The organism is Pseudomonas shahriarae, from assembly GCF_014268455.2.
GTDB lineage: Bacteria > Pseudomonadota > Gammaproteobacteria > Pseudomonadales > Pseudomonadaceae > Aquipseudomonas > Aquipseudomonas shahriarae.
In genome coordinates, this window is the sequence record NZ_CP077085.1 from 4749899 (window position 1) to 4773426 (window position 23528).

Genomic DNA, 23528 nt, shown 5'->3' on the forward strand with positions numbered 1-23528 from the left:
GATGCGATTATTATTTGTGTGTTTTTAGGTGATTCCGGCTGTTTCAAGCAGGCCGAGAGGTCACAAAGCGCGCCGAGAGTAGCAGCTTTGCCAAGGGCCGCCTAGAGCCAAAAGAGGCCCCTACAGTCATAAACATGACTCAAGAATATGCAGTAGTCATTTTTAGAGCAAAGATTCTATAACCTGCGAAACCGCTCTACTTTAAGGGTGTACACCGTAAATGTGGGAGCTGGCTTGCCAGCTCCCACATTTGAATCGCATTTCAATTCAGGTCAGGCGATATCGCGAAGCTCTCTGCGCAGGATCTTGCCTACCGGCGTCATCGGCAGCGAGTCGCGCAACACAATGTGCTTGGGCACTTTGTAGCCGGTGAAGTTGGCCTTGCAGTAAGTCTTCAGCTCCTCAAGGCTGACACCCTGGGCCCGCGCCACCACGAACAGTTTCACCGCCTCGCCGGTACGCTCGTCAGGCACGCCGATCACCGCGCAGTTGGCAACGTTCGGGTGGGCCATCACCACGTCTTCGATCTCGTTGGGGTACACATTGAAGCCCGAGACGATGATCAGGTCTTTCTTGCGGTCGACAATGCGCACAAAACCGTCGGGGTCGATCACCGCAATATCGCCAGTCTTGAGCCAGCCCTCGGCGTCCAGGGTCTCGGCAGTGGCCGCCGGTTGCTGCCAGTAGCCCTTCATGACCTGCGGGCCCTTGATGCACAACTCGCCCCGCTCGCCCATCGGCAACTCGACGCCGGCGTCATCAATAACCTTCATCGCCGTGCCCGGCACTGGAATACCCACGGTGCCCAGGCGCGATTGATCACCGTAGGGGTTGGTGCTGGCCACTGGCGACGTCTCAGTCAGGCCGTAGCCTTCGCCGATGGAACAGCCGGTGATCTGCTTCCAGCGCTCGGCAGTGGCCTTGACCAGGGCGGTACCGCCGGAGTTGGTGATCTTCAGGTGGGAGAAGTCCAGGGTCTTGAAATCCGGGTGCTCCATCAAGGCGACAAACAGTGTGTTGAGCCCCAGCAACCCGGTAAACCGCCACTTCTTCAATTCCTTGATAAAGCCGCCGATGTCCCGTGGATTGGTGATCAGCACGTTGTGGTTGCCGGTGACCATCATGCACATGCAGTTCGCCGTAAAGGCATAGATGTGATACAGCGGCAGCGGCGCGATCATCACCTCCTGCCCTTCCTTGACCAGCGGATGCCCGTCTTCACGCAGCTGGGACATGCACGCCCGCACCTGCTGCATGTTCGCCACCAGGTTGCCGTGGGTGAGCATCGCGCCCTTGGCCAGGCCGGTGGTGCCGCCGGTGTATTGCAGCACGGCGATGTCATCGAGGGTCATCGGGTGGCGGGTCACGGCCAGGCCCGCGCCCATGCGCAAGGCGCGCTTGAACGACACCGCCCGAGGCAGGCTGTAGGCCGGGACCATCTTCTTCACTTTGTCGACCACGGTGTTGATCAGCCAGCCCTTGGCGGCGGGCATGAAGTCGCCCATCTTCGCTTCGATCAGGTACTCGATCTCGGTGTCGGCCGCCACTTCCTGGACCCGGGAACCAAACAGGTTGAGGTAGACCAGCGCACGAATGCCCGCATCCTTGAACTGATGGCGCATTTCCCGCGGGGTGTACAACGGGTTGGTGTTGACCACCACCAGCCCGGCGCGCAAGGCGCCGAACACGGCAATCGGGTAATGCAGGACGTTGGGCATCTGCACCGCAATACGGTCACCCGGCTTGAGATCGGTGTGGTGTTGCAGGTAGCCGGCGAACGCCGCACTCTGGCGCTCCAGGTCGGCGTAGGTCAGGGTGATCCCCATGTTGCTGAATGCCGGACGGTCGGCAAAGGCTTTACAGGAACGCTCGAAGACTTCGATTACTGACTTGTACGCCGACAGGTCAAGCTCATTGGGAACGCCTGTTGCGCGTTTGTCATTCCAGAAATCAGGTTGCATTATTCTTGTCCTCTTACCCGAGTGTGCCCGACCGCTTCCGGCTGTTTAAGGGAAGCGGAGCTTCGGGGACGTTAGCAGCTATGGCCAAACAGGCAAATACACTAAAACGTGTCATTGATTGTATGAATCTTGCCCCTGAGGCCGCGGGTGATCAGACGCCGGCCCTCGGATGAGCTATACACTGCAACGACCCTGAGCAAAGGAAGCGCCATGAACCACACCACTTTCTGGCTGACCGCGAACGACCGCAGCCGCCTGTACGTCAACCAGTGGCTACCGGACGGCACGCCCACGGCGCTGGTGATGCTGGCCCATGGCATGGCCGAGCACAGCGGCCGCTATGCGCGCCTGGCCCAGGCCCTGTGTGATGCCGGCTACGGCGTGTACGCCCCGGACCTGCGCGGCCATGGCCGTACCGCCGATGAAGGCACCCTGGGCCTGTTTGCCGAGCGCGATGGCTGGAACAAAGTGGTAGGTGACCTGGCCGCGCTCAACCAGCACATCGGCCAGCAAGCCCCCGGTGTGCCGATCCTCCTGCTGGGCCATAGCATGGGCAGCTATATCGCCCAGGCCTATCTGTTGCATCACAGTGCCAGCCTGCACGGGGCGATTCTCAGTGGGTCGAACTTCCAGCCGGTGGCCCTGTACCGCGCCGCCCGCCTGATCGCCCGGGCCGAACGCCTGCGCCAGGGCCTCAGGGGCCGCAGCGCACTGATCGAGTTTCTGTCGTTTGGCTCGTTCAACAAGGCCTTCAAGCCCAACCGCACGGCGTTTGACTGGCTGAGCCGCGACCCGGACGAAGTGGACAAGTACGTCAACGACCCCCTGTGCGGCTTTCGTTGCACCAACCAGCTATGGATCGACCTGCTGGGTGGCTTGCAGCAAATCAGCAAAGCGTCCAATCTCAAACAGATTGATCCGGGCCTGCCAATCCTGGTGATGGGCGGCGAATGTGATCCGGTCAGTGAAGGCAAGCGTCTCACCAGCCTGGCCAACGCATTGCGCGATGCCGGCTGCCAGAACCTGCACGTGAACATCTACCCGCAGGCGCGCCACGAACTCTTCAATGAAACCAACCGCGATGCGGTCACCGCCGATGTGCTGGCCTGGATGGCCCAGGCCGTGAACCATCGCCGGCCGGCGCGCTGCGAGTGAACGCATAAATATTTTCGTTTAAAATCAACGAATTAAGATTACCGATTAGCCACAGGATGCAGGATCAGATGACCCAGGTTACCAACACTCCGTACGAAGCCCTCGAAGTTGGCCAGAAAGCCACCTACAGCAAAACCGTGGAAGAGCGCGATATCCAGCTGTTCGCGGCAATGTCCGGCGACCATAACCCGGTGCACCTGGATGCCGAATTCGCCAAGGCGACCATGTTCAAGGAGCGGATCGCCCACGGCATGTTCAGCGGCGCCTTGATCAGCGCGGCAGTCGCTTGTGAGCTGCCTGGGCCGGGCACCATCTATATCGGTCAGCAGATGAGCTTCCAGAAGCCGGTGAAAATCGGCGACACCTTGACCGTACGTCTGGAAATCCTCGAGAAGCTGCCCAAGTTCCGCGTGCGGATTGCCACCCAGGTGTTCAACCAGCGTGATGAGTTGGTGGTGGATGGCGAAGCCGAGATCCTCGCGCCACGCAAACAGCAGGTTGTGACCTTGACCGAGTTGCCGGCGATCAGCATCGGCTGATCAGGCATGTGAAATAAAAAATGTGGGAGCGGGCTTGCCTGCGATGGCGTTCTGTCAGTCGATACATACATCGACTGATCAACCGCTATCGCAGGCAAGCCAGCTCCCACATTTGTATCGGGGTACGGCGCAATTACCAGTGGGAGCAGGTTTGCCTGCTCCCACATTTGTTACCTCGGCGCAGCTCAGGACTGGGCGCGAACCTGGTTACGCAGGGCTTTCACCTGGTCGTGATTGCGTTGCGCACCATGATACTGGCGCTCAACCAGGTCACGAATACCGACCAGGTTGTGCTTGTTGATTTTCTCGATGGCCTCTTTGTAAGCCTTCAGTGCGTGGTCTTCACCGCGCTCGGCTTCGTTGAGTACCGCTTCTTCGTCCTTGCCGGTGACCATCGACTTCACGTCGACCCAGCCACGGTGCAGTGCGCCGGCCACGCTGCCGGAATCTTCCGGATCGCCACCCAAGGCCCGCACCGCCGTTTGCAGTTCGGCAGCCGCCGACGCGCAGTCTGCGGAACGCTTGATGAACAGCGCCTTGAGCTCAGGGTGCTTGATGTCTTCTGCGCAGGTCTTGAAGCCTTCCTGGCCGTCTTTGCTGGTTTCGATCAGGTCATTGAGTACGGAGATCGACTCTTTGTTGATATCAGTCATTTTTCAATTCCTTCGCGGGTTTAGAAAGGTATTGAGGTAGTTGCAGCGCCCGTGCCAGGTCTTGAATCAATATTTATTCCTTATTTTTCAATAAGTTATAAATAACCCTCAAATCTGTATCCGCTTTATTTGCATGATCTGTCATTTGGCCTTCATGCAGAATGCCTGTATTTTCCAAGGCATCCTCCTGATTGCCTGAAGCCCGTATGAACCCCGAAAAACTCGAACTGCTGATCACCCGCCAAATGCCGTTCGGCAAGTACAAGGGCCGGATCATTGCCGACCTGCCCGGCCCGTACCTGAACTGGTTTGCCCGCGAAGGTTTTCCCCACGGCGAGCTGGGCGGTTTGCTGGCCTTGATGCAGGAAATCGACCACAACGGCCTGTCCGAACTGCTGGAACCGCTACGCGACAAACACGGTAAACCCGCCCCGCGCCACTAACCGAGCCCGCCCATGCCCCACACCCGCGACGAAGCCTATTGGCAGGCCATTGCCCAGCGCTATGACCTGGAGCCCGGCCCCATCAACCTGGAAAACGGCTACTTTGGCCGCATGAGCCGGGCCGTGTTGGCCCAGTATCAGGAGCACGTGGCCTTCATCAATCGCAGCAACTCGGTGCACGTGCGCCAGCGCTTCGAGCAAGGGCAACACGTCGAGATCCGCCGGCAACTGGCCGAGTTGGTCAACGTCGACCCAGAAGCGATTGCTTTCACCCGCAATGCCACCGAAGCCCTGCAGTCGCTGATCCGCAACTACAACCGCCTGCAGCCGGGCGACCAGGTGCTGATCAGCGATCTGGAATACGACACGGTCAAAGGCGCCATGCGCTGGCTCGCCGGCTACCGGGGGGTAGAGGTGATCGAAGTGTCCCACGCCCATCCGGCCAGTTTCGACAGCCTGCTGCAGACTTATCGCGACACCTTCAGCCACTACCCACGCCTGAGGCTGATGGCGCTGACCTATGTCACCCACCGCACCGGCCTGGTCATGCCGGTGGAGGCCATCGCCCAGGTTGCGCGAGAATATGGCGTCGAAATCATCCTCGATGGCGCCCATGCCCTTGGCCAGATCGACTTCGACCTGGCCCAGTTGGGCATCTCGTTCGCCGGCTTCAACCTGCACAAGTGGATCGGTGCACCCCTGACCCTGGGCTTTCTCTATATCGCCCCGCAGCGGCTGGCGGACATTGACCCGGACATGGGCGAGTTCCATTACCCAGCCAGCGACGTGCGCGCCCGTACGTCCTACAGCACGCCTAACTTTCCAGCGCTGATGACCTTGCCGCTGGTGCTCGAAGAGCATCGGGCCCTGGGCGGCGCGCAGGCCAAGGGGGCGCGGGTGAAATACCTGCGTGACCTGTGGGTGAGCCAGGTACGGCCATTGCCGGGGATCGAGGTGCTGACCTCGGATGATCCACGGTTGTATTGCGCGATTACGGCGTTCAAGTTCAACGGGCGCGATCAACAGGTGATGGCGGATCGATTGCTTGATGAATACAACCTGTTTACCACCCTGCGCAGTGGGGCAGCGTTTGGTGCCTGCATACGGGTGACGCCGGGGGTGGTGACGTCGGCGGCGGACATCGACGTGCTGGTCAATGCCATTACCAAGCTGAACACTGATTAAAATGTGGGAGATTCTATGGTTTTGGGGAAGCCCCCCAAACCGCTTTTGACTGGTATTCGCTCAGGTTTTTCATGAGCGAAAAGGCGATGCGCGCCAGCTTGCGGCCAATGATGACCAGGGCTTGAGTCGTTTTCAGGCCCCTGGCCAGATAACCCTCGTATAAAGGTTTCCAGGCTTCTGACCTGATACCTGCTGACGCCGCGTTATGCAGCAATCTGCGTATCTCTGAATCTCCCTTCTTGCTCAATGAGCGGCGTCCGCTCATTTGCCCGGAATCGGATACTCTCAAGTCCATTCCCAAGAACGCGATGTAAGCGTCAGCACTTTCAAATTCTCCTCGCTGAAACGCCATTACCAGGGCAACCGCTGTCAGAAAACCAATGCCCTCGACGGCTTGGCAGCGCTTGACCTGATGCAAAAGCCCCGCCTCAGTAACAGCATCTAATATCCTTTTCTCAATGAGCCCCTCATGCCTATCAAGACACGCTGAAATGCTCTTGGACGAGGCCTTGAGTGATGGCTCGCCCGCCCAGCTCTGATTCAGTGCAACACGCATTTTCACCAGTGCTGCGCGTCGACGCAGCAAGCTTTGAAGCTTGGTATAAATCTTCGGCGGCGGATTCCAAGCGCGTAAATCAGCCTGTTCATTCTTCAAGTAGCGAGCCAGCAACTGCGCATCACTGAAGTCTGTTTTAGCGCGACCACCTGTGCCTTTGCGGTAATGGCTAAGGCGATATCCATCAATCACGTAAACGATATGGCCCATCGAATGAGCCAAATTGACGGTATCCACGTGATAGATATTGGTGGCTTCAATTGCGATGGCGCTGCCCGCAGGCAAAGACTTCAGCCATGCCTTCAGCTCGTTTTTCTTGTTCGATACGATCTTTGTTTCAGCAGTTTCACTTTGATAAACAACTACTTCGGCTTTAGCGACATCCACTCCAATGATTGATTGCGAGACAGTCATTGCCATGAGAAAAGCTCCGGGTTAGGGTTTACAGGCTTGTCGGGGCTTCACCGTTGCGCTGGCTTGCTTCTATCGTCGGTCATGGCCGATGCATTCCTTATCGGCGCTTTGGTGAAGGGGTGGGACGAAGTCTCCCACGGTCTGTACTGGCTAGAGTCAGATGCTGGCTTTTAGTCCCACCACCCCTACAAGTCTAACCATACAAGCTGGCTTGCCTGCGATAGCCGTAGGTATCTACACAACTCTTTTCTGGGGTTGTGTACATATCCGTTGCTGCGGTCACGGCCACTTAGGGTTCCGCCCTTACGGCGGGTCACTTTTGGAAAAGAGCCCGGAGTGCCGGCCCAGCCAAAAGTAACCAAAAGGGCTCTTGCCCCACCACTCGGCACCTCGCCCAGGCTCGGTGTGCCCGTCATCCGACATTGATTTGGGGGGCCGCCGCGATGGGCCATCCATGGCCCAGCGCGGCTAAACCGGCGTCCTGCCGGTTTACCCCCCAAATCAAAATCGGATGACGGCCAGCGTGGTTTAACGGGGCGCCTAAGATCAAAATCAAAGCAAAGCGAGGCGGCCTGACAGCCGACCTGATCCTCGAGGCGTACGCGGATTCCTGTGGGAGCTGGCTTGCCTGCGATGACGGTGTCTCAGTCGATAAATGTATTGGCTGATACACCGCCATCGCAGGCAAGCCAGCTCCCACAGGGGGGGAATGCAGCTTCGCGCCCCGGCTTTGCTGTTGCTGTTGCTCTGCTTTTGATCTGGCTTTTGATCTTGATCTGAGGCGCCCCGTTAAACCACGCTGGCCGCAGGCAGGTATTGCGCAGTGGGCACCCCGGCATGGATGCCGGGGTAGCCGCGACACGGCCATGGATGGCCGATCGCGGCGGGCCCACGGAGCAATGCCTGACTGCGGGTATGCCGAGCCTAGGCGAGGCACCGAGTGGTGGGGCAAGAGCGCTTTGCTTACTTTGGCGCTCCTCCAAAGTGAGCCGCCGTAAGGGCGGAACCCTAAGTGGCCGTGACCGCAGCAACGGATATGTACACAGACCAAGAAGAGAGTTGTGTAGATACCTACGGCTATCGCAGGCAAGCCAGTTCCCACACAAGCCCCCCCCCATTTGAATTACGGTGATATTTCGCTTTTCTATAGGCAAAAAAAAGCGGCGCACCGACCAAGTGCACCGCAAACATGCCGTGAAGCACAGCAACAACGATTCGGTAAAGCCAATCAGTCCAGCAGTGCCAACGCCTCGGCGGTGACTTCCTGGATGCGCGCCCAGTCGCCGTTCTTGATCCACTCCGGATCAAGCATCCAGCTACCGCCCACGCACATCACGTTTTTCAACGCCATGTAGTGTTTGATGTTGGCCGGGCCAACGCCGCCAGTGGGGCAGAATTTCACTTCGCCAAACGGTCCGCCCAGGGCCTTGATTGCCGCCACACCGCCGCTGACTTCCGCCGGGAACAGTTTGAAACGACGATAGCCCAGGCCATAGCCTTCCATGATGCCGGAGGCATTGCTGATGCCGGGCAGCAGCGGGATTGGGCTGTCGACACTGGCTTCAAGCAGGTCACGGGTAATACCGGGGGTGACGATAAACTGCGAACCCGCCGCCTCGGCAGCCGCCAGCATGGTGCGATCGAGCACCGTGCCCGCGCCCGTCACCAGCTCCGGACGCTGCTCACGCAGGACCTGGATGGCCTTGAGGCCGAACTGCGAACGCAGGGTCACTTCCAGCGCGGTCAAGCCACCCGCCGCCAGGGCATCGGCCAGGGGCAGAATGTCCTGTTCGCGGGCAATGGTGATCACTGGCAGGATCCGCGCCTTGGCGCAGAGGCTGTCGATCAGGGCAACTTTATCCGCCATGGACACGGTCGGGTGAGGGCTTTTCATAGCGGCTGATCCTTGGCTCATGGGCACCAGTAAATCTCTAGAGTGGGTTGCAAAAACGCGCGAATCGGCATGCCGGCAACATCGTCGCTGGCCAGCGCTTCGCTCAGGGTATGGAGTTTCGAATCGCCGGCAATCGACAACACGGTGTAACGGGCGCTGGCCAGCAATGCACGACTCATGGTCAGGCGCTGATGGGGCACGCTCGGCGCCAGCATCGGCCAGCACCGGCGGGAGCCATCGGGCTGCAGCGCTTCGGCCAGGTTCGGGCTGTTGGGGAACAGCGACGCGGTATGCCCGTCATCGCCCATGCCCAGCACCAGCACATCAATCGCCGGCAGTTTGGCCAGCAGGCGATCCGCCTGCTCGGCAGCGCCGTCCAGGTTCGCGGCGGCGCTGTAAAGGCTCAAGAACTTGGCCTTGGCCGCCGGGCCTTGCAGCAGATATTTCTTCAACAGGCCGGCGTTGCTGTCGGCATGTTCCACCGGCACCCAGCGCTCATCGGCCAGGGTAATGGTGACCTTGGACCAGTCCAGCCCCTGGCTGGCCAGGTTCTGGAAAAACGCCACCGGGCTGCGGCCACCGGACACCACCAGGGTCGCCTCGCAACGGGCACTGATGGCCGCGCGCAGTTGTTCGGCCACGTCGTTGGCCAAGCCTTCGGCCAGCAGTACCGGCGTGCGGTACTCATGGGGTGTTACGCCCTGGGGCAGTTTCAAATCAGATATCGCCATACCACGACCTCCCGTCCCGCGTGATCAGTGCAATGGAGCTCATCGGCCCCCAGGAACCCGCCGCGTACGGCTTGGGTGCATCACCGGATTTTTTCCACCCGGCGATCAACTGGTCACACCACTTCCACGCGGCTTCGATTTCATCTTTACGGACAAACAGGTTCTGATTGCCGCGCATCACTTCCAGCAACAACCGCTCGTAGGCATCGGGAATCCGTGCGCTGCGGTAGGTGTCGGAAAAATTCAGTTGCAGTGGCCCGCTGCGCAGTTGCATACCCTTGTCCAGGCCCTGCTCCTTGGTCATCACGCGCAAGGAAATACCTTCGTCCGGTTGCAGGCGGATGATCAGCTTGTTGCTGATCTGCAGGCGCTGTTCGGGGGCAAAGATATAGTGGGACGGTTCCTTGAAGTGGATAACGATCTGCGACAACTTTTGCGGCATGCGTTTGCCGGTGCGCAGGTAAAACGGCACCCCGGCCCAACGCCAGTTGCGGATATCGGCCCGCAGGGCGACGAAGGTTTCGGTGTCGCTCTGGGTGTTGGAGTTATCTTCTTCCAGGTAACCCGGCACCGGCTTGCCGGCGCTGTAGCCAGCAATGTACTGGCCGCGCACGACCTGGGTGGTCAGGCCTTCCGGGCTGATCGGCGCCAGGGCCTTGAGCACCTTGACCTTCTCGTCGCGGATGCTGTCGGCGGACAAGTCGGCCGGCGGGTCCATGGCGATCAGGCAGAGCAGTTGCAGCAGGTGATTCTGGATCATGTCCCGCAGTTGCCCGGCCTTGTCGAAGTAGCCCCAGCGGCCTTCGATACCCACCTGCTCGGCCACGGTGATTTCCACGTGGGAGATGTAATGCTGGTTCCACTGGGTTTCAAACAGGCTGTTGGCAAAACGCAGGGCGATCAGGTTCTGCACCGTCTCTTTGCCCAGGTAGTGGTCGATGCGGTAAGTGCGGTTTTCCGGGAAAAACTGCGCCACGGCGTCGTTGACCTTGCGCGAGGACTCCAGGTCCGAACCGATGGGTTTCTCCAGGACCACCCGGGTATTTTCCGCCAGGCCGACCTTGGACAGGTTCTCGCAGATCGCGCCATACACCGCCGCCGGGGTGGCGAAGTAGGCGATCAGGCGTTGTTCGGTGCCGGCCTTGGCGGCCAGGGCCACGTAGTCATCGGCATTCATGAAATCGACATGCACATAGGCCAGGCGCGCGAGGAAGCGCGCAGCTACCGCTTCATCCAGTTCCTGACCGACGTATTTGCGCAGTTCGTGCTCGATGTGGTCCAGGTGCTGCTGCTCGGAGCCAGCTTCACGGGCCAGGGCCAGGATGCGGGTGTCGGCGTGCAAGAGCCCGGCGCCATCGAGTTGATAAAGGGCAGGAAATAACTTGCGCAGCGCCAGATCACCCAAGGCGCCAAACAGGGCAAAGGTGCAGGGTTCCACGGTTATCGAAGGCATGATGTTTGTTCTTTTATCAAGTTAAGCTACAAATACCTTTTTTCAAGGCATCACTCAAGGAAAAATGTAGTAATAACCACAACATTTTCCCAAAATACGCATTGCGAGTGGTGGTGTTCAACTACCCTCAGTAGGATAGGCCACCGCCAAGGGCCGCTCGTCGACCTGTTACTGGCCCTTACTTGCATCGTCGCCCGAAGGAAAGACTGAATGGACCGCGTGCGCAATCTTCTGGAACAGATCCGGAACCGCCTCGAAGAATTGAACAAGGCCGAGAAAAAAGTCGCCGAGGTCATCCTGCTCAACCCACAGCAGGCGACCCGCTTCTCGATCGCCGCCCTCGCCCAAGCCGCCTCGGTCAGTGAACCGACGGTCAACCGTTTCTGCCGCTCGTTCGGCGTCAGCGGTTACCCTGAACTGAAATTGCAACTGGCGCAAAGCCTGGCCAGTGGCGCGGCCTATGTCAGCCGCGCCGTGGAGGCCGATGATAACCCCGAGGCCTACACGCAGAAGATTTTTGGCAGCGCCATCGCTTCATTGGACAGCGCCTGCCAGGCCCTGGACCCCGCGCTTATCAGCAAGGCCGTGGACTTGCTGATCCAGGCACGGCAGATCCACTTCTTCGGCCTCGGTGCTTCGGCGCCAGTGGCCATGGATGCCCTGCACAAGTTCTTCCGTTTCAACCTGTCGGTGACGGCCCACGCCGACGTATTGATGCAACGCATGATTGCCTCGGTAGCGCATACCGGCGAGCTGTTCGTGATCATTTCCTACACCGGCCGCACCCGCGAGCTGGTGGAAGTAGCGCGCATTGCCCGGGAGAACGGCGCCTCGGTGCTGGGCGTGACGGCCGAGAACTCGCCATTGGCCAAGGTCAGTACGGTGAGCTTGAACATACCGCTGCCGGAAGACACCGACATCTATATGCCAATGACCTCGCGGATCATTCAGTTGACAGTGCTGGATGTGCTGGCGACCGGCATGACCTTGCGCCGTGGTGTGGATTTCCAGCCCCATCTGCGCAAGATCAAAGAGAGCTTGAATGACAGCCGGTATCCGGTGGGGGATGAGTTCAACTAAAGCTGGAATCGCCTCCAGCAGGGCCAGCCCAGCCCGCTACCTTGTGGGAGCGGGCTTGCCCGCGATGAGGCCCAGGGCAACACCACTAACCCCCCGCCCGGGCCTGCAAACTCAAATGCGCCCTCTCCCCCGGCGCCAGGCTGGCCCCAGCCATGGCCGACTCCACGCACACAAAGCCCGACGCCTCGTTAAAGCTCACCCCCAGCAATGGCCGGCTGCCCGGATGCCAGACCACCGTGTCGGCACTGTCGCCAGTGTCGATGCACAGTTCGCGCTGCCAGGCGTGGTCTTTGAGCTGCAACTCCCCCTCATGCTGGAACACGCGCTGGCAGCCGCCATCGACGCGCAACTCACCTTGCTGCTGGCAAACCTGACGACTCAACTGGTCGTAACCCTGCGCCCCGTCGAGCCCAGACAGCGCTATCTCGCCCACGTTGCCAATCCGCCAATAGGCGTGCAAAGCGTGGCTCAACTGGCACGGCAGCTCATCCTGATGCTCGGTGCTCAGGCGCAGTTCGAGGGTTTCGCCCAGGTGCGCATGCAGGTCCACCTGCCAATCGCACAGCTGCAATTGCCAATGCAGGCGCACACCGTCGTCATCGGTGCTGCTGTCCAATAGCTTCCAGTCAATCAAGCGTGCCCAACCATGGGAGGGCCAGGCGTTTTCGCTGGGATGGCGGCCATACCACGGCCAGCACACTGGCACGCCGCCACGGATCGCCCCGACCTGCGGCCACTTGGCCGCGCACCACAGCCATGGCTTCTGGCCCGTGGGTTGGAAATGCAGCAACTGCGCGCCCTGGCGGCTGAATACCGCCTGGCACAGGGGGTGGTCAATCACCAATACGTCGCGCATCTGGAAGCGCTCCCAGGCGAATACCGGTTGCTCGCGCAGGGATTTGAAAAAGCGTTGCAGCGGATGCTCATGCATGTGCCACGGTCCTGTAGATCACTATCGCTCACCTCTTTGGTGAACCTGTGGAAGCTGGCTTGCCAGCTCCCACACGCGTTATGCGCACCCGCTCAAAAAAAAGCGGATAGCCATGGCTACCCGCAAAATGCGCACAGAGAGAAGGAGCTTATCGCAACCGCGTTAGAACACCGACTGAATTTTCAGACCGGCGACCAGGGCGTTGTCGACTTTATCCACGCCACCTGGGTGGGTGACGTATTGCAGGTTGGGACGCACGGTCAACCAGTTGGTGACGTGGAAGCCGTAGTTGATTTCGTAGTTGTACTCGGTGCCGCGCAGTGGCGCATAACCTGCCTGGCTGTAATCGGTGAAACCGCCCGCTTCGTTCAACAACTCGGCGTTCTTGCGCACGTCATCGTTGACATGCAGGCGAGCAGCACCAATGCCGACGTCATCTTTTGGACGCGCATCGAATGGGCCTTTGTACACCAGCATGATCGACTGATAGTTGTCGACCGTGTTGGTTTCCTTGTCGTGGAAGGTGGCGTTGGCCGCGATGTTCAGGCCGCGGGAAGCGTCGCCGTTATGGGTGGTGAGCTGCTGCTGGGCAACGAACCAATAGCCTTTTTTGCTGCTGCGGGTACGGTAGTCTGCGCCAGTGGTGGCCGCATTGTCGCCGTTGACGTCTTCACGTACGTCGGGAGCATCGGCGGCGCTCTTGTAGTAACCCACACGGTATTCGCCCGGCAGGTTATTGACCTTCGGCGACCAGACCAGCTCCACCGGAATCACGGTGCCCTTGGTGCCACTGCCGCTGAGCTTGAAGCCGTTGCCGTGCTCCAGCTGCGAGGGGTTCTGGTTGTACGCGCCGATCTGCGCATACAGCTCAGGCGTGATGTGGTACTTCACGCGGATCGCGGCCTGGCTGACCGGCCAGTTGTACCAGGTGTTGACGTAGTTACCCACTTGGGAGCCGCAGAACGAGAGGTTCTGGAAGTCGCACGGGAAGGTGTTGAAGTCTTCGCCTTCACCGAAGTAACCGAGTTTCACATCCAGCTTGTTGTCGAACATCTGGTGCTGAATCCAGAACTGGGTCAGGCGCACCATATGGCCACGGCCGTACACTTCTTGAGACGAACTCAAGGTGCCGGCACGCGGGTCGCCAATGCGGTCATTGGAGATGTTGCGGCCATTACGGCTGGTCATCTGGATCTTGGCCTGGGTGTTGTCCCAGCCCCAGAGTTTTTGCAGGTCCAGCGCTACGCCGAGGCCGAACTGGTCAGCATAACGACCGGTCTTGTCATCGTTGTAGCCGCCGTGGGCGTTGTAGCCCGCTTCCCCAACGTAGTCGGCCTTGATGTCGATACCCCGCTCGATCAGCTTGGTCCGCTCGCCGCCCCAATCGCCGGTCATCCATTTGGAATCGGCACTGAAGGCCTCGTCTGCCATCGCATTGGCGGACAAAACCAGCGCTGCCGCTGCTGACAGCTGGCAGATCAAGCGAGTGTTGTTGTGTTGCTTTTTCATCCCTACATCCTCGTCTTTATTGTTATTAACTGTTTTTATCTAACGCGGTTTACAGCTATTTCCGAAACATCCACATCGAATGTGTGGGAGCGGGCTTGCTCGCGATGGCATCACTGCGGTGTGCCTGGTAGACCGAGCGGCCTGTATCGCGGGCAAGCCCGCTCCCACATTTTGATTTTCAGCGGCCTTTAAATTGGGTGACGTTGTCGGCGTGTGGCACTGGCACTGACGCGGCGGTGCCCAGGCGTTCGCCGGTCTTGGCGTCGAACAGCAGCACCTTGGCCGGATCGAACTGCAAGGTCAGGCTCTCGCCCACTTGCGGCGCCACATCTGGCGCCAGGCGGCAGCAGACCTTGGTGTCATTGAGCTGCACGAACACCAGGGTGTCCGGGCCTGTGGGCTCGGTCACCTGGACTTCGGCACGAATGCTCGGCAGGCCATTGCCCTCGCCGCTGGCCAGGACAATTTGCTCCGGGCGCAGGCCGAGGATCACATCGCGGTCTTCAAGACCCGCATCGTTCATGCCCAGTGGCAATTCGCAACGCGCCTGACCGCTGTCGAGCAGGGCCAGCAGGCGGCCCTCCTTGCGTTGCAGGCGCAGGGGGATGAAGTTCATCGGCGGCGAGCCGATAAAGCTCGCCACAAACAGGTTGGCCGGATCGTTGTAGATGTCTTTCGGCGTGCCGAACTGCTGGATGATCCCGTCCTTCATCACCGCCACTTTGTCGCCCAGGGTCATCGCTTCGATCTGGTCGTGGGTCACGTAGACCGTGGTGGTTTTCAGGCGCTGGTGCATCAGTTTCATTTCGGTGCGCATCTCGACCCGCAGCTTGGCGTCGAGGTTGGACAGTGGCTCGTCGAACAGGTAGATCTTCGGCCGCCGCGCCAGCGCCCGGCCCATGGCCACACGTTGTTGCTGGCCGCCCGAGAGCTGGCCCGGCTTGCGATTGAGCAAGTGCTCGATCTGCAGCAGCTTGGCCACCCGCGCCACTTCCTCGTCGATGTCGGCCTGGCTCATCTTGCGGATTTTCAGACCGAACTCGATGTTCTCGCGCACGCTCATGGTCGGGTACAGGGCGTAGGACTGGAACACCATGGCGATATCCCGGTCCTTGGGGCTCATGCCGCTGACGTCCTGGTCACCGATCATGATCGCGCCGCCGCTGATGTTTTCCAGGCCGGCGATGCAGTTCATCAGGGTCGACTTGCCGCAGCCCGAGGGCCCGACAAGAATCAGGAACTCACCGTCCTTGATCGACAGTTCGATGTTCTTCAGGGTGTCCGGCAGGCCGGCACCATAGGTCTTGTTTACGTTGCGAAGTTCGAGCGTAGCCATGATTACCCCTTGACCGCGCCAGCCGTGAGGCCGCGCACGAAATACTTGCCTGCGACCACATAGACCAGCAGGGTCGGCAGCCCGGCGATCATCGCCGCCGCCATATCAACGTTATATTCCTTGGCCCCGGTGCTGGTGTTGACCAGGTTGTTCAGCGCCACCGTGATGGGCTGCGAATCACCGCTGGAGAACACCACACCAAACAGGAAGTCGTTCCAGATCTGGGTGAACTGCCAGATCAGGCAGACCATGATGATCGGGGTCGACATCGGCAGAATGATCCGACGGAAGATGGTGAAGAATCCTGCGCCATCCAGGCGCGCAGCCTTGACCAGCGCATCCGGAATGCTCACGTAGTAGTTGCGGAAGAACAGCGTGGTGAATGCCAGGCCGTAGACCACGTGCACGAACACCAGGCCGGTGGTGGTGCTGGCCAGGCCCATTTTGCCGAGGGTGAACGAGGCCGGCAGCAAGACGGTCTGGAACGGCAGGAAGCAGCCGAACAACAACAGGCCGAAGAACAACTGCGAACCGCGAAAACGCCACATCGACAGCACGTAGCCGTTCAACGCACCGATGGTGGTGGAGATCAGCACCGCCGGGATGGTGATCATGAACGAGTTCCAGAAGTACCCGTTTACCGTGGCCCAGGCCTTGACCCAGCCGATCCCGGTAATCACCGTCGGCCAGCTCAGCAGGTTGCCGGTGCTGATGTCTTCCGGGGTCTTGAAGCTGGTCAGCAGCATCACCACCAGCGGCACCAGGTACAGCACCACGGCGAGGATCAGCACCGCATGGATCGCCAGGCGGCTGAAGCTGATGGAAGGTTTGGCGAGACTAGTCATGGCGCTTGGTCCTCAGCTCGGAGTACAGGTAAGGCACGATGATCGCGAGGATCGCGCCGAGCATCAGGATCGCACTGGCCGAGCCCATGCCCATCTGGCCGCGACTGAAGGTGAAGGAATACATGAACATCGCCGGCAGGTCGGACGAGTAGCCAGGGCCACCGGCCGTCATTGCCGCCACCAGGTCAAAGCTCTTGATGGCGATGTGCGCAAGGATCATCACCGCGCTGAAGAACACCGGGCGCAGGCTGGGCAGCACCACGCTCCAGTAGATACGCGGCAGGCTCGCGCCGTCGATCTGTGCGGCACGGATGATCGACTGATCAACCCCACGCAGGCCGGCGAGGAACATCGCCATGATAAAGCCCGAGGCTTGCCATACCGCCGCAATCACCAGGCAATACACCACGCGGTCCGGGTCGATCAGCCAGTCCAGCCGGAAGCCTTCCCAGCCCCAGTCGCGCAGCAGTTTGTCCAGGCCCATGCCGGGGTTGAGCAGCCATTTCCAGGCAGTACCGGTGACGATCATCGAGAGCGCCATCGGGTACAGGTAGATGGTGCGGATAAAGCCTTCGCGGCGGATGCGCTGGTCGAGAAAGACCGCCAGCAGCACGCCGATCACCAGGGTGATGCCGATAAACATGCCGCCGAACAGCGCCAGGTTTTTGCTCGCCACCCACCAGCGGTCGTTGTCGAACAACCGTGCGTATTGCGCCAGGCCCACCCATTTGTAGGTGGGCAGGAAGGTGGAGTTGGTGAACGACAGCACGAACGTCCACAGGATGTAGCCATAGAAGCCCACCAGAACGATGAACATGCTCGGGGCCAGCACCAGTTTGGGGAGCCAGCGCTGCAATGCATCGAACGGCGAGGCCTTGCTGAACACAGCAACAGAACTCATGGGGAAATCCAGGGCAGGGAATAAGGGACTAATGGATAACCTTGTGGGAGTCGGCTTTGGGTGGGGGCTGGTTTGCCTGCGATGGCATCACCTGAGTGTCACTGCTACACCGAGGCGCTTGCATCGCGGGCAAGCCCGCTCCCACACTGAAACCGATTGCCCCTAGGGGTTACTTGGCAGACTTGATCGCCGCGCCAAGTTTCTTGGCGGTGTCGGCCGGGTCGGCTTTCGGGTCGTTGATGAAGTTGGTCACCACATCAAAGAACGCGCCCTGCACCGCCAGCGTGGTCGCCATGTTGTGCGCCATGCTCGGTTGCAGGCCGCCGGACTTGGCATCCACCAGGAAGTCCTTGGCCGCCGTCTGGGCGCAGCTGTCGAAGCCGTATTTGGCCATGTCGCCGAGCATGTCGTTGCGCACCGGGATCGAGCCCTTGTTGATGCTGAAGACCTTCTGGAAGTTCTCACCCAGCACGACCTTGGCGATGTCTTGCTGACCGGCCGAGGTACCGGCATTTTTCTGCTTGAACACCGCCAGGGAGTCGATGTTGTAGGTGAAGGCCTTGTCGGTGCCCGGGAAGGCTACGCACTCGTAGTCCTTGCCGGCGATTTTCTTGGCGGCTGTCCACTCGCTCTTGGCCCAGTCACCCATGATCTGCATGCCGGCCTTGCCGTTGATGACTTTGGCGGCTTCCAGGTTCCAGTCCTGGCCCTTGCCGTCGGCGTCCATATAGGTCGCGACCTTTTTCAGCTCGGTCAGCGCCTTGACCATGTCCGGGCCGGTCAGGGTCGCGTTGTCGAGGTCGACCAGGGCTTTCTTGTAGCCGTCCACGCCCATGACCGAGAGCACCACGGCTTCGAACACCGTACTGTCCTGCCAAGGCTGGCCACCGTGGGCGAGCGCAATGAAGCCGGCAGCCTTGAGCTTGTCACCGGCGGCATAGAATTCTTCAAGGGTCGTAGGGTTTTTGCTGATGCCGGCTTTCTTGAAGACTTCAGGGTTGATCCACAGCCAGTTGACGCGGTGGATATTCACCGGCACGGCCACGTAATCACCTTCGTACTTCACCGTGTCGGAGACTTTCTTGTCGAGCAGTTCGTCCCACTTTTCGGCCTTGGCCACGTCCTTCAGGACGTCGGTGTCGAGCAGCCCGGTGGACGCCCATTCCTGGATGTCGGGGCCTTTGATCTGGGCTACGCCTGGCGGGTTGCCGGCGACCGCGCGGCTTTTCAGCACGGTCATGGCCGTGGCACCGCCGCCGCCTGCGACGGCCCCGTCTTTCCAGGTAAAACCGTCTTTCTCAACTTGGGCCTTCAGGACATCCACCGCCGCCTTCTCACCGCCCGAGGTCCACCAATGCACAACTTCAACCGTCCCTTTGGAGTCGGCGGCAAATGCACTGAGGGGAAACAACGAGGCAATGGAAATAGCAACGGCGAGGCGATTAATCGCGTTCATCTGAGTACCTTTTTCTTGTTGTTATGCATGCAAGTCTGGAGCTTGCGCTGCATAGGATTCTAAACAGGGATTTTTGCCAGGCACGTAACAAAGGGACGGGCAAATGTCACCACTTGGTGACATAGCAACCGGCCCCCAGCGCACTGGCCATGCTTGGGGATAACGGCAGGCCCGGCAGCAATACGGCCTGCCAGGCATGGTACAGGTCCGGCTTGCCCCCCCAGATTTTGCTGGCGGGCAGGTTTTGCGGGTCGAGTTCGTGGTGCCAACTGCCCTGGACCCGGTCGATCAGGTGGGTTTCACAGAACTCCCAGAAGCGCCGGTACCAGACCTCGTAATGCCACTCGCCGGTGCGCTTGAGCAGGGCCTGGGCGGCCGCGCTGGCTTCGGCGTGGGTCCAATGCAGACGCTCGCGCACCACCGGGCGGTAGTGCCAGTCCAGGGTGTAGACCAGGCCCGGGCCACCGTCCACCGACCAGCCATACTCGCAGGCGCTGGCGAACAAAGCCTTGGCATCCTCCAGCAACCACGCTGGCGTGACGAGCCCCGCCTGCTGGCGTGCGGCTTCAAGGTGCAACACCAGGCGCGCCCATTCAAAGCCGTGCCCGGGAGTGATGCCGTAGGGGCGAAAGCCGTCGGCCGGGTTGTCTTCGTTGTAACGGTGCAGGGGTTGCCAATAGCGGTCGAAATGCTCGATCACCATAAATTCATTGGCGGCGGCGTGCCGATGGATCACCCGTTCGACAATACGCAGCGCCCGCCCCAGCCAGCGCGTGTCGCCGGTGACATCGGCCAGGGCCAGAAAGGCTTCGGTGGCGTGCATATTGCTGTTGGCGCCGCGATAGGCTTCTTCACCGCTCCAGTCCCGGGCGAAGGATTCAAGCATTGCGCCCTCCTCCTCGCACCAGAAATGCTGGTCGATGATCTGCATGGCATCCGTCAACAGAGCTTGCGCCCCAGGGGCACCCGCCACCACGGCGGAACTGGCGGCCAGGGCGACAAAGGCGTGCAGGTAGGCGGCCTTGCCCGTATTGCCATCACCCGCGCCGGCGACGGCAAACCAGCCGCCATGCTCGGCATCCCGCAACGGGCCGCCGAGGCTGGCCACACCGTGCTCCACCAGCTCGGCATAGCCCGGCAGCCCTTGGGCGTGAGCCATGGCGAAGCTGTGGGTCATGCGGGCGGTGTTCATGGTTTCGGCGTGGGCATCGACGGGCAGACGGCCCTGTACATCGAGGTTGCCGAAGCCTTCAGGCAGCCGCGAGGCCTTGGCAAAACCCAGCAGGCGCTGGCCTTCGGCGGCGAGCCAGGCGTGATGGGCAGGGGCGTTCAGCCAACTGCTGGCAGGCAGTGGTTGCATGATCATGGGTGGCCCTTTTTGTTTTTATGGGATGACCGCAGTCTAAACAAGGGTCGGGAGAGGGCATGTAACGAAAGAGCGAGGAAATGTCACCGATTGGTGACATTGGCAAGAGCCGGCAAGCCGGCCCCAAGAGTAACAATGGCGTCACTGGCCCAGGGGCGTGACCTTGGCCGGCGCACTCACTTCCCGTTGCAGGTTCTGCATCTGGGTTTGCAAGGTGGTGATGTTGCGGGTGGTCTGGATACGGAACACGTCGAACTCTTTATTCGACGGCCCTTCGGTGGCGGCGCGGTTGTCCAGTTCGCTCTTGACCACCAGCAGGTCCTGTTCCAGGCGTGCAATGGCCGTGGCCGGATTGCCCTGCTTCTTCAAGGCGGCCACCTCCGTGCCCAGTTCCTTGACGTCGGCATTCAATTTGGCGGCTTCGGCCTGTGCGGCCTTGAGGGCGGTCAATTCATTGACCAGGCTCAGCACCTGGGCCTGCAACTGGGTATTGGCGGTGGCCAGGTCCGTGGTGCTGGCACTCATCTGCGCCAGGCGCTTGTCCAGGTCGGTGGCCTGGCCCGCCACGCCCAACTGCTGCTTGCCCTGCTCCAGCAATTGGCTTTCCAACTGCTTGATCTGCAGCTTGAGCGCTTCGCTACCGGTATTGACGATGGCCTCACTGGCCACCACCTTGCCGGAAATGTCCTGCAAGCGGCCGGCGGCTTCTTCGCTGATGCGCGCAAAGCTTTCCTGGGTGGCCACCAGTTGCTGCCCCATCAGGGAGATCTGCTGGAAACTCCACCAGGCCAGGCCCACGAAGGCGAACAGCAGCGCGCCGACCAGGGCCCACAACGGCCCGGTACTGGCACTCTTGACCTTGACCACCGGCGCCGGGCGCGAGCGGATGGAGGTGGCAGCTGTCGGCACAAAATCATCGTCATCGCCAACGTCGGCCCGCAGGCTCGGCACATTGTCGAAGTCGTCTTTAGTATCGTTACGCATGAATCAACCTTGAGATAGCCACATAAAAAACCAAGCGGCGGGAGTATAAACCCCTGACCCGTCGCCTTGGTCGAGCGGCAACCGAAAAATCGGTTCCCGGTGTTGCGAAGGCTACTGGGAGCCCGGTTCCTGGACTTTCCACCAGTGGCAAAATTCGTCGAGCGCTGTCCACAGGCTGACCCTGGGTTGGTAATCGAGGTAGTGCTGCGCGCGGCTGATGTCCAGGGTGAAATCCTTGTTCATCACCTGCATGCCCAGGCGTGACAGTGACGGCTCCGGACGCCCCGGCCACATCGCGCAGAAGGCTTCATTGAGCGCCGCGACGCTGTAGGACAAGCCGTAGGAACGGTAACGCGTGACCTGGGGCATTTCCATCTGGCGCATCACGTAGTTGATCACGTCCCACACCGGCACCGGCGTGCCATTGCTGATGTTATAGGCCTTGCCCAACGCCGAGCCAGTGGCCAGCAGGCTGCTGAGCAGGGCCTCGTTGAGGTTGTGCACACTGGTGAAATCAACCTTGTTCAGGCCGTCGCCGACGATGGCCAGGCGGTTTTTGCGCTGCATTTTCAACAGTCGCGGGAAGATGCTCATATCCCCGGCCCCGGTGACAAAGCGCGGGCGCAGGGCCAGCACTTCTAGACCGAACTCCTGGGCACCGAAGACTTTTTGCTCGGCCAGGTACTTGGTGGCCGCATAGGGATGCTTGAAGCGCTTGGGCACTTGCTCTTCGGTCAGCCCCAGGTGATCGCGGCCATCGAAATAGATCGACGGCGACGACAAGTGCACCAGGCGCCCGACCCGCTGTTTCAGGCAGGCTTCGACCACGTTTTCGGTCACCTGCACATTGCCCTGGTAAAAGTCCTGGTAACGCCCCCACAACCCTACGGCACCGGCACAATGCACGACGGCTTCGACGTCGCGGCACAGGTTGCGCACCAGATCCGGATCATTCAGATCACCCTGGATAAACTCGGCGCCGCGCCGTACCAGGTGCTCGACACCCTCGGCCCGCCGCCCGTTGACCCGCACGTCCAGGCCCTGCTCCAGGGCGAAGCGCGCAAAGCGCCCGCCAATGAAGCCGCTTGCGCCGGTGACCAGAATTTTCATGTATTACTCCGTGCTCTTTACATTTTTCATCACAGTTGCGTTGACGCCAGCCGTCACCCCAACGGCACCAACAACTGGCCGGTCGCCCGCGCCAGATGCTCGGTCAACAAGCCGAGCAATTGCCCACCACTGCGCCAATGATGCCAGTACAACGGCACATCAATGGGTTTATCTGGCAATAACTCCACCAGCACCCCACGCTGCAGTTGCTCACGCACCTGTAACTCCGGCACCAGCCCCCAGCCCAGGCCGGCCTCGGCCAGGCGGATAAACCCTTCGGAAGACGGGCATAAATGGTGCTCGAAACCGCCGTCCACGCCCAGCGAGGCGAGGTAGCGATGCTGCAGGAAATCATCCGGGCCAAATACCAGCGCCGGGGTCCGGGCCAACTGATCGGCGCGCACCTCGCCGGGAAAGTGCCGGGCGATAAACGCCGGGCTGGCCAGGGCCCGATAGCGCATGGCCCCCAGCAGCAGGCTGCGGGCACCGGCCACCGGGCGCTCGCTGGCGCAGACGCAGGCCGCCACTTCGCCGGCGCGCATGCGCTTGAGGCCGACGGTCTGGTCTTCCACCACCAACTCCAGCAACACATGCTGTTCGGCGCAAAAATCCCCCACCGCCTGCCCCCACCATGTGGCCAGGCTGTCGGCGTTGATGGCAATCCGTAGGCGCTCCGGCATGCCCTCCTCGTCCAACGCCGGCACCTGGCTTTGCAGGTCGCGCTCCAGCAGGCGCACCTGCTGCACATGGTTAAGCAGGCGCCGGCCGATTTCCGTGGGGGTGGGCGGCGTCGCGCGCACCAGTACTGGCTGGCCGATACGCGCTTCGAGCAATTTGATGCGCTGGGAAATAGCCGATTGCGACACGCCCAGCACCTGGGCGCCACGTTCGAAGCCGGCCTGTTCCACCACCGCCGCCAGGGCAGAGAGCAATTTGTAGTCGAACATCAGTTTTCCTAATGAGCGATGAGCAATATTGGTTTTTCTTATACAGCGCCAGACCGGAGAATGACCAGCATCCCGTGTT

Annotated in this window: 22 protein-coding genes; 6 read left to right on the plus strand and 16 right to left on the minus strand. The window is 60.4% G+C overall.

The window, feature by feature from the left end; genetic code table 11:
* Positions 1-272: 272 nt before the first annotated feature.
* Complete coding sequence (gene fadD2 / locus HU773_RS21165; protein WP_115128801.1) at positions 273-1961, minus strand: long-chain-fatty-acid--CoA ligase FadD2; 1689 nt, start codon at positions 1959-1961, stop codon at positions 273-275.
* A gap of 210 nt (positions 1962-2171) precedes the next feature.
* Here fadD2 and HU773_RS21170 point away from each other — a divergent pair, with 210 nt between their 5' ends.
* From HU773_RS21170 to HU773_RS27675, 3 genes are all read left to right on the plus strand, one after another.
* Positions 2172-3116, plus strand: coding sequence for an alpha/beta hydrolase (locus HU773_RS21170; RefSeq protein WP_169961339.1), 945 nt, complete (start codon positions 2172-2174; stop codon positions 3114-3116).
* 68 nt (positions 3117-3184) lie between these two features.
* A complete protein-coding gene (locus tag HU773_RS21175) occupies positions 3185-3655 on the plus strand; it encodes a MaoC family dehydratase (RefSeq protein WP_032862565.1) in 471 nt (156 codons plus the stop codon).
* Positions 3656-3742: 87 nt separating this feature from the next.
* Positions 3743-3889: a 4Fe-4S binding protein gene (locus HU773_RS27675; RefSeq protein WP_367616003.1), complete on the plus strand. Its 147-nt coding sequence runs from the start codon at positions 3743-3745 to the stop codon at positions 3887-3889.
* On the opposite strand, the gene HU773_RS21180 is transcribed toward HU773_RS27675, so the two are convergent.
* Positions 3841-4308 (minus strand): ferritin-like domain-containing protein, encoded by a 468-nt coding sequence (locus HU773_RS21180; RefSeq protein WP_186626146.1) that lies wholly within the window; start codon positions 4306-4308, stop codon positions 3841-3843. The two genes, HU773_RS27675 and HU773_RS21180, sit on opposite strands and share 49 nt — an antisense overlap.
* A 206-nt stretch (positions 4309-4514) precedes the next feature.
* Between HU773_RS21180 and HU773_RS21185 the strand changes: the two genes are divergently transcribed.
* Both HU773_RS21185 and HU773_RS21190 read left to right on the plus strand, forming a co-directional pair.
* The gene (locus HU773_RS21185; RefSeq protein WP_057439951.1) at positions 4515-4751 is read left to right on the plus strand and encodes a DUF3820 family protein; all 237 of its coding nucleotides are present in this window, start codon (positions 4515-4517) and stop codon (positions 4749-4751) included.
* A 12-nt stretch (positions 4752-4763) separates the two neighbouring features.
* Positions 4764-5936, plus strand: coding sequence for an aminotransferase class V-fold PLP-dependent enzyme (locus HU773_RS21190; protein WP_186626147.1), 1173 nt, complete (start codon positions 4764-4766; stop codon positions 5934-5936).
* Positions 5937-5949: 13 nt separating this feature from the next.
* Here the strand turns inward: HU773_RS21190 and HU773_RS21195 are convergent, their stop codons facing one another.
* From HU773_RS21195 to zwf, 4 genes are all read right to left on the minus strand, one after another.
* A complete protein-coding gene (locus tag HU773_RS21195; RefSeq protein ID WP_217883911.1) occupies positions 5950-6912 on the minus strand; it encodes an IS110 family RNA-guided transposase in 963 nt (320 codons plus the stop codon).
* Between the two features lie 1222 nt (positions 6913-8134).
* A complete protein-coding gene (locus tag HU773_RS21200) occupies positions 8135-8800 on the minus strand; it encodes a bifunctional 4-hydroxy-2-oxoglutarate aldolase/2-dehydro-3-deoxy-phosphogluconate aldolase (RefSeq protein WP_057439953.1) in 666 nt (221 codons plus the stop codon).
* Positions 8801-8817: 17 nt separating this feature from the next.
* Complete coding sequence (gene pgl / locus HU773_RS21205; RefSeq protein ID WP_186625459.1) at positions 8818-9531, minus strand: 6-phosphogluconolactonase; 714 nt, start codon at positions 9529-9531, stop codon at positions 8818-8820.
* A complete protein-coding gene (gene zwf / locus HU773_RS21210; protein WP_057960487.1) occupies positions 9518-10984 on the minus strand; it encodes a glucose-6-phosphate dehydrogenase in 1467 nt (488 codons plus the stop codon). Before zwf ends, pgl begins: the two co-directional genes overlap by 14 nt.
* Positions 10985-11203: 219 nt before the next feature.
* Between zwf and HU773_RS21215 the strand changes: the two genes are divergently transcribed.
* Positions 11204-12064 (plus strand): MurR/RpiR family transcriptional regulator, encoded by an 861-nt coding sequence (locus HU773_RS21215; protein WP_169866643.1) that lies wholly within the window; start codon positions 11204-11206, stop codon positions 12062-12064.
* Between the two features lie 85 nt (positions 12065-12149).
* Here the strand turns inward: HU773_RS21215 and HU773_RS21220 are convergent, their stop codons facing one another.
* The 10 genes from HU773_RS21220 to HU773_RS21265 all read right to left on the minus strand — a co-directional run bounded on the left by HU773_RS21220 (position 12150) and on the right by HU773_RS21265 (position 23449).
* Positions 12150-12995 (minus strand): D-hexose-6-phosphate mutarotase, encoded by an 846-nt coding sequence (locus HU773_RS21220; RefSeq protein WP_170060091.1) that lies wholly within the window; start codon positions 12993-12995, stop codon positions 12150-12152.
* Positions 12996-13157: 162 nt separating this feature from the next.
* Complete coding sequence (locus tag HU773_RS21225; protein WP_057439963.1) at positions 13158-14504, minus strand: carbohydrate porin; 1347 nt, start codon at positions 14502-14504, stop codon at positions 13158-13160.
* A gap of 178 nt (positions 14505-14682) precedes the next feature.
* Complete coding sequence (locus tag HU773_RS21230; RefSeq protein ID WP_128593440.1) at positions 14683-15840, minus strand: ABC transporter ATP-binding protein; 1158 nt, start codon at positions 15838-15840, stop codon at positions 14683-14685.
* Positions 15841-15842: 2 nt separating this feature from the next.
* On the minus strand, positions 15843-16685 hold the full coding sequence (locus HU773_RS21235; RefSeq protein WP_057439965.1) for a carbohydrate ABC transporter permease: 843 nt from the start codon (positions 16683-16685) through the stop codon (positions 15843-15845).
* Positions 16678-17586, minus strand: a complete 909-nt coding sequence (locus HU773_RS21240) for a carbohydrate ABC transporter permease (RefSeq protein WP_029296391.1) — start codon at positions 17584-17586, stop codon at positions 16678-16680. The genes HU773_RS21235 and HU773_RS21240 overlap by 8 nt, the downstream gene beginning before the upstream one ends.
* Positions 17587-17755: 169 nt before the next feature.
* The gene (locus HU773_RS21245) at positions 17756-19042 is read right to left on the minus strand and encodes an ABC transporter substrate-binding protein (protein ID WP_057960491.1); all 1287 of its coding nucleotides are present in this window, start codon (positions 19040-19042) and stop codon (positions 17756-17758) included.
* A gap of 106 nt (positions 19043-19148) precedes the next feature.
* Complete coding sequence (locus tag HU773_RS21250; RefSeq protein WP_057960492.1) at positions 19149-20408, minus strand: D-mannose isomerase; 1260 nt, start codon at positions 20406-20408, stop codon at positions 19149-19151.
* A 141-nt stretch (positions 20409-20549) separates the two neighbouring features.
* Positions 20550-21392: a hypothetical protein gene (locus HU773_RS21255; RefSeq protein WP_057439969.1), complete on the minus strand. Its 843-nt coding sequence runs from the start codon at positions 21390-21392 to the stop codon at positions 20550-20552.
* Positions 21393-21503: 111 nt separating this feature from the next.
* On the minus strand, positions 21504-22502 hold the full coding sequence (locus tag HU773_RS21260) for an NAD-dependent epimerase/dehydratase family protein (RefSeq protein WP_057439972.1): 999 nt from the start codon (positions 22500-22502) through the stop codon (positions 21504-21506).
* A 53-nt stretch (positions 22503-22555) separates the two neighbouring features.
* On the minus strand, positions 22556-23449 hold the full coding sequence (locus HU773_RS21265) for a LysR family transcriptional regulator ArgP (RefSeq protein WP_186625460.1): 894 nt from the start codon (positions 23447-23449) through the stop codon (positions 22556-22558).
* Positions 23450-23528: the final 79 nt, after the last annotated feature.

What these genes read in the sequence shown, in the direction of transcription:
- fadD2 (WP_115128801.1), bottom strand. Translation starts at nt 1,961, where the DNA reads ATGCAACCTGATTTCTGGAATGACAAACGCGCAACAGGCGTTCCCAAT.
- HU773_RS21170 (WP_169961339.1), top strand. Translation starts at nt 2,172, where the DNA reads ATGAACCACACCACTTTCTGGCTGACCGCGAACGACCGCAGCCGCCTG.
- HU773_RS21175 (WP_032862565.1), top strand. Translation starts at nt 3,185, where the DNA reads ATGACCCAGGTTACCAACACTCCGTACGAAGCCCTCGAAGTTGGCCAG.
- HU773_RS21180 (WP_186626146.1), bottom strand. Translation starts at nt 4,308, where the DNA reads ATGACTGATATCAACAAAGAGTCGATCTCCGTACTCAATGACCTGATC.
- HU773_RS21185 (WP_057439951.1), top strand. Translation starts at nt 4,515, where the DNA reads ATGAACCCCGAAAAACTCGAACTGCTGATCACCCGCCAAATGCCGTTC.
- HU773_RS21190 (WP_186626147.1), top strand. Translation starts at nt 4,764, where the DNA reads ATGCCCCACACCCGCGACGAAGCCTATTGGCAGGCCATTGCCCAGCGC.
- HU773_RS21195 (WP_217883911.1), bottom strand. Translation starts at nt 6,912, where the DNA reads ATGGCAATGACTGTCTCGCAATCAATCATTGGAGTGGATGTCGCTAAA.
- HU773_RS21200 (WP_057439953.1), bottom strand. Translation starts at nt 8,800, where the DNA reads ATGAAAAGCCCTCACCCGACCGTGTCCATGGCGGATAAAGTTGCCCTG.
- pgl (WP_186625459.1), bottom strand. Translation starts at nt 9,531, where the DNA reads ATGGCGATATCTGATTTGAAACTGCCCCAGGGCGTAACACCCCATGAG.
- zwf (WP_057960487.1), bottom strand. Translation starts at nt 10,984, where the DNA reads ATGCCTTCGATAACCGTGGAACCCTGCACCTTTGCCCTGTTTGGCGCC.
- HU773_RS21220 (WP_170060091.1), bottom strand. Translation starts at nt 12,995, where the DNA reads ATGCATGAGCATCCGCTGCAACGCTTTTTCAAATCCCTGCGCGAGCAA.
- HU773_RS21225 (WP_057439963.1), bottom strand. Translation starts at nt 14,504, where the DNA reads ATGAAAAAGCAACACAACAACACTCGCTTGATCTGCCAGCTGTCAGCA.
- HU773_RS21230 (WP_128593440.1), bottom strand. Translation starts at nt 15,840, where the DNA reads ATGGCTACGCTCGAACTTCGCAACGTAAACAAGACCTATGGTGCCGGC.
- HU773_RS21235 (WP_057439965.1), bottom strand. Translation starts at nt 16,685, where the DNA reads ATGACTAGTCTCGCCAAACCTTCCATCAGCTTCAGCCGCCTGGCGATC.
- HU773_RS21240 (WP_029296391.1), bottom strand. Translation starts at nt 17,586, where the DNA reads ATGAGTTCTGTTGCTGTGTTCAGCAAGGCCTCGCCGTTCGATGCATTG.
- HU773_RS21245 (WP_057960491.1), bottom strand. Translation starts at nt 19,042, where the DNA reads ATGAACGCGATTAATCGCCTCGCCGTTGCTATTTCCATTGCCTCGTTG.
- HU773_RS21250 (WP_057960492.1), bottom strand. Translation starts at nt 20,408, where the DNA reads ATGATCATGCAACCACTGCCTGCCAGCAGTTGGCTGAACGCCCCTGCC.
- HU773_RS21255 (WP_057439969.1), bottom strand. Translation starts at nt 21,392, where the DNA reads ATGCGTAACGATACTAAAGACGACTTCGACAATGTGCCGAGCCTGCGG.
- HU773_RS21260 (WP_057439972.1), bottom strand. Translation starts at nt 22,502, where the DNA reads ATGAAAATTCTGGTCACCGGCGCAAGCGGCTTCATTGGCGGGCGCTTT.
- HU773_RS21265 (WP_186625460.1), bottom strand. Translation starts at nt 23,449, where the DNA reads ATGTTCGACTACAAATTGCTCTCTGCCCTGGCGGCGGTGGTGGAACAG.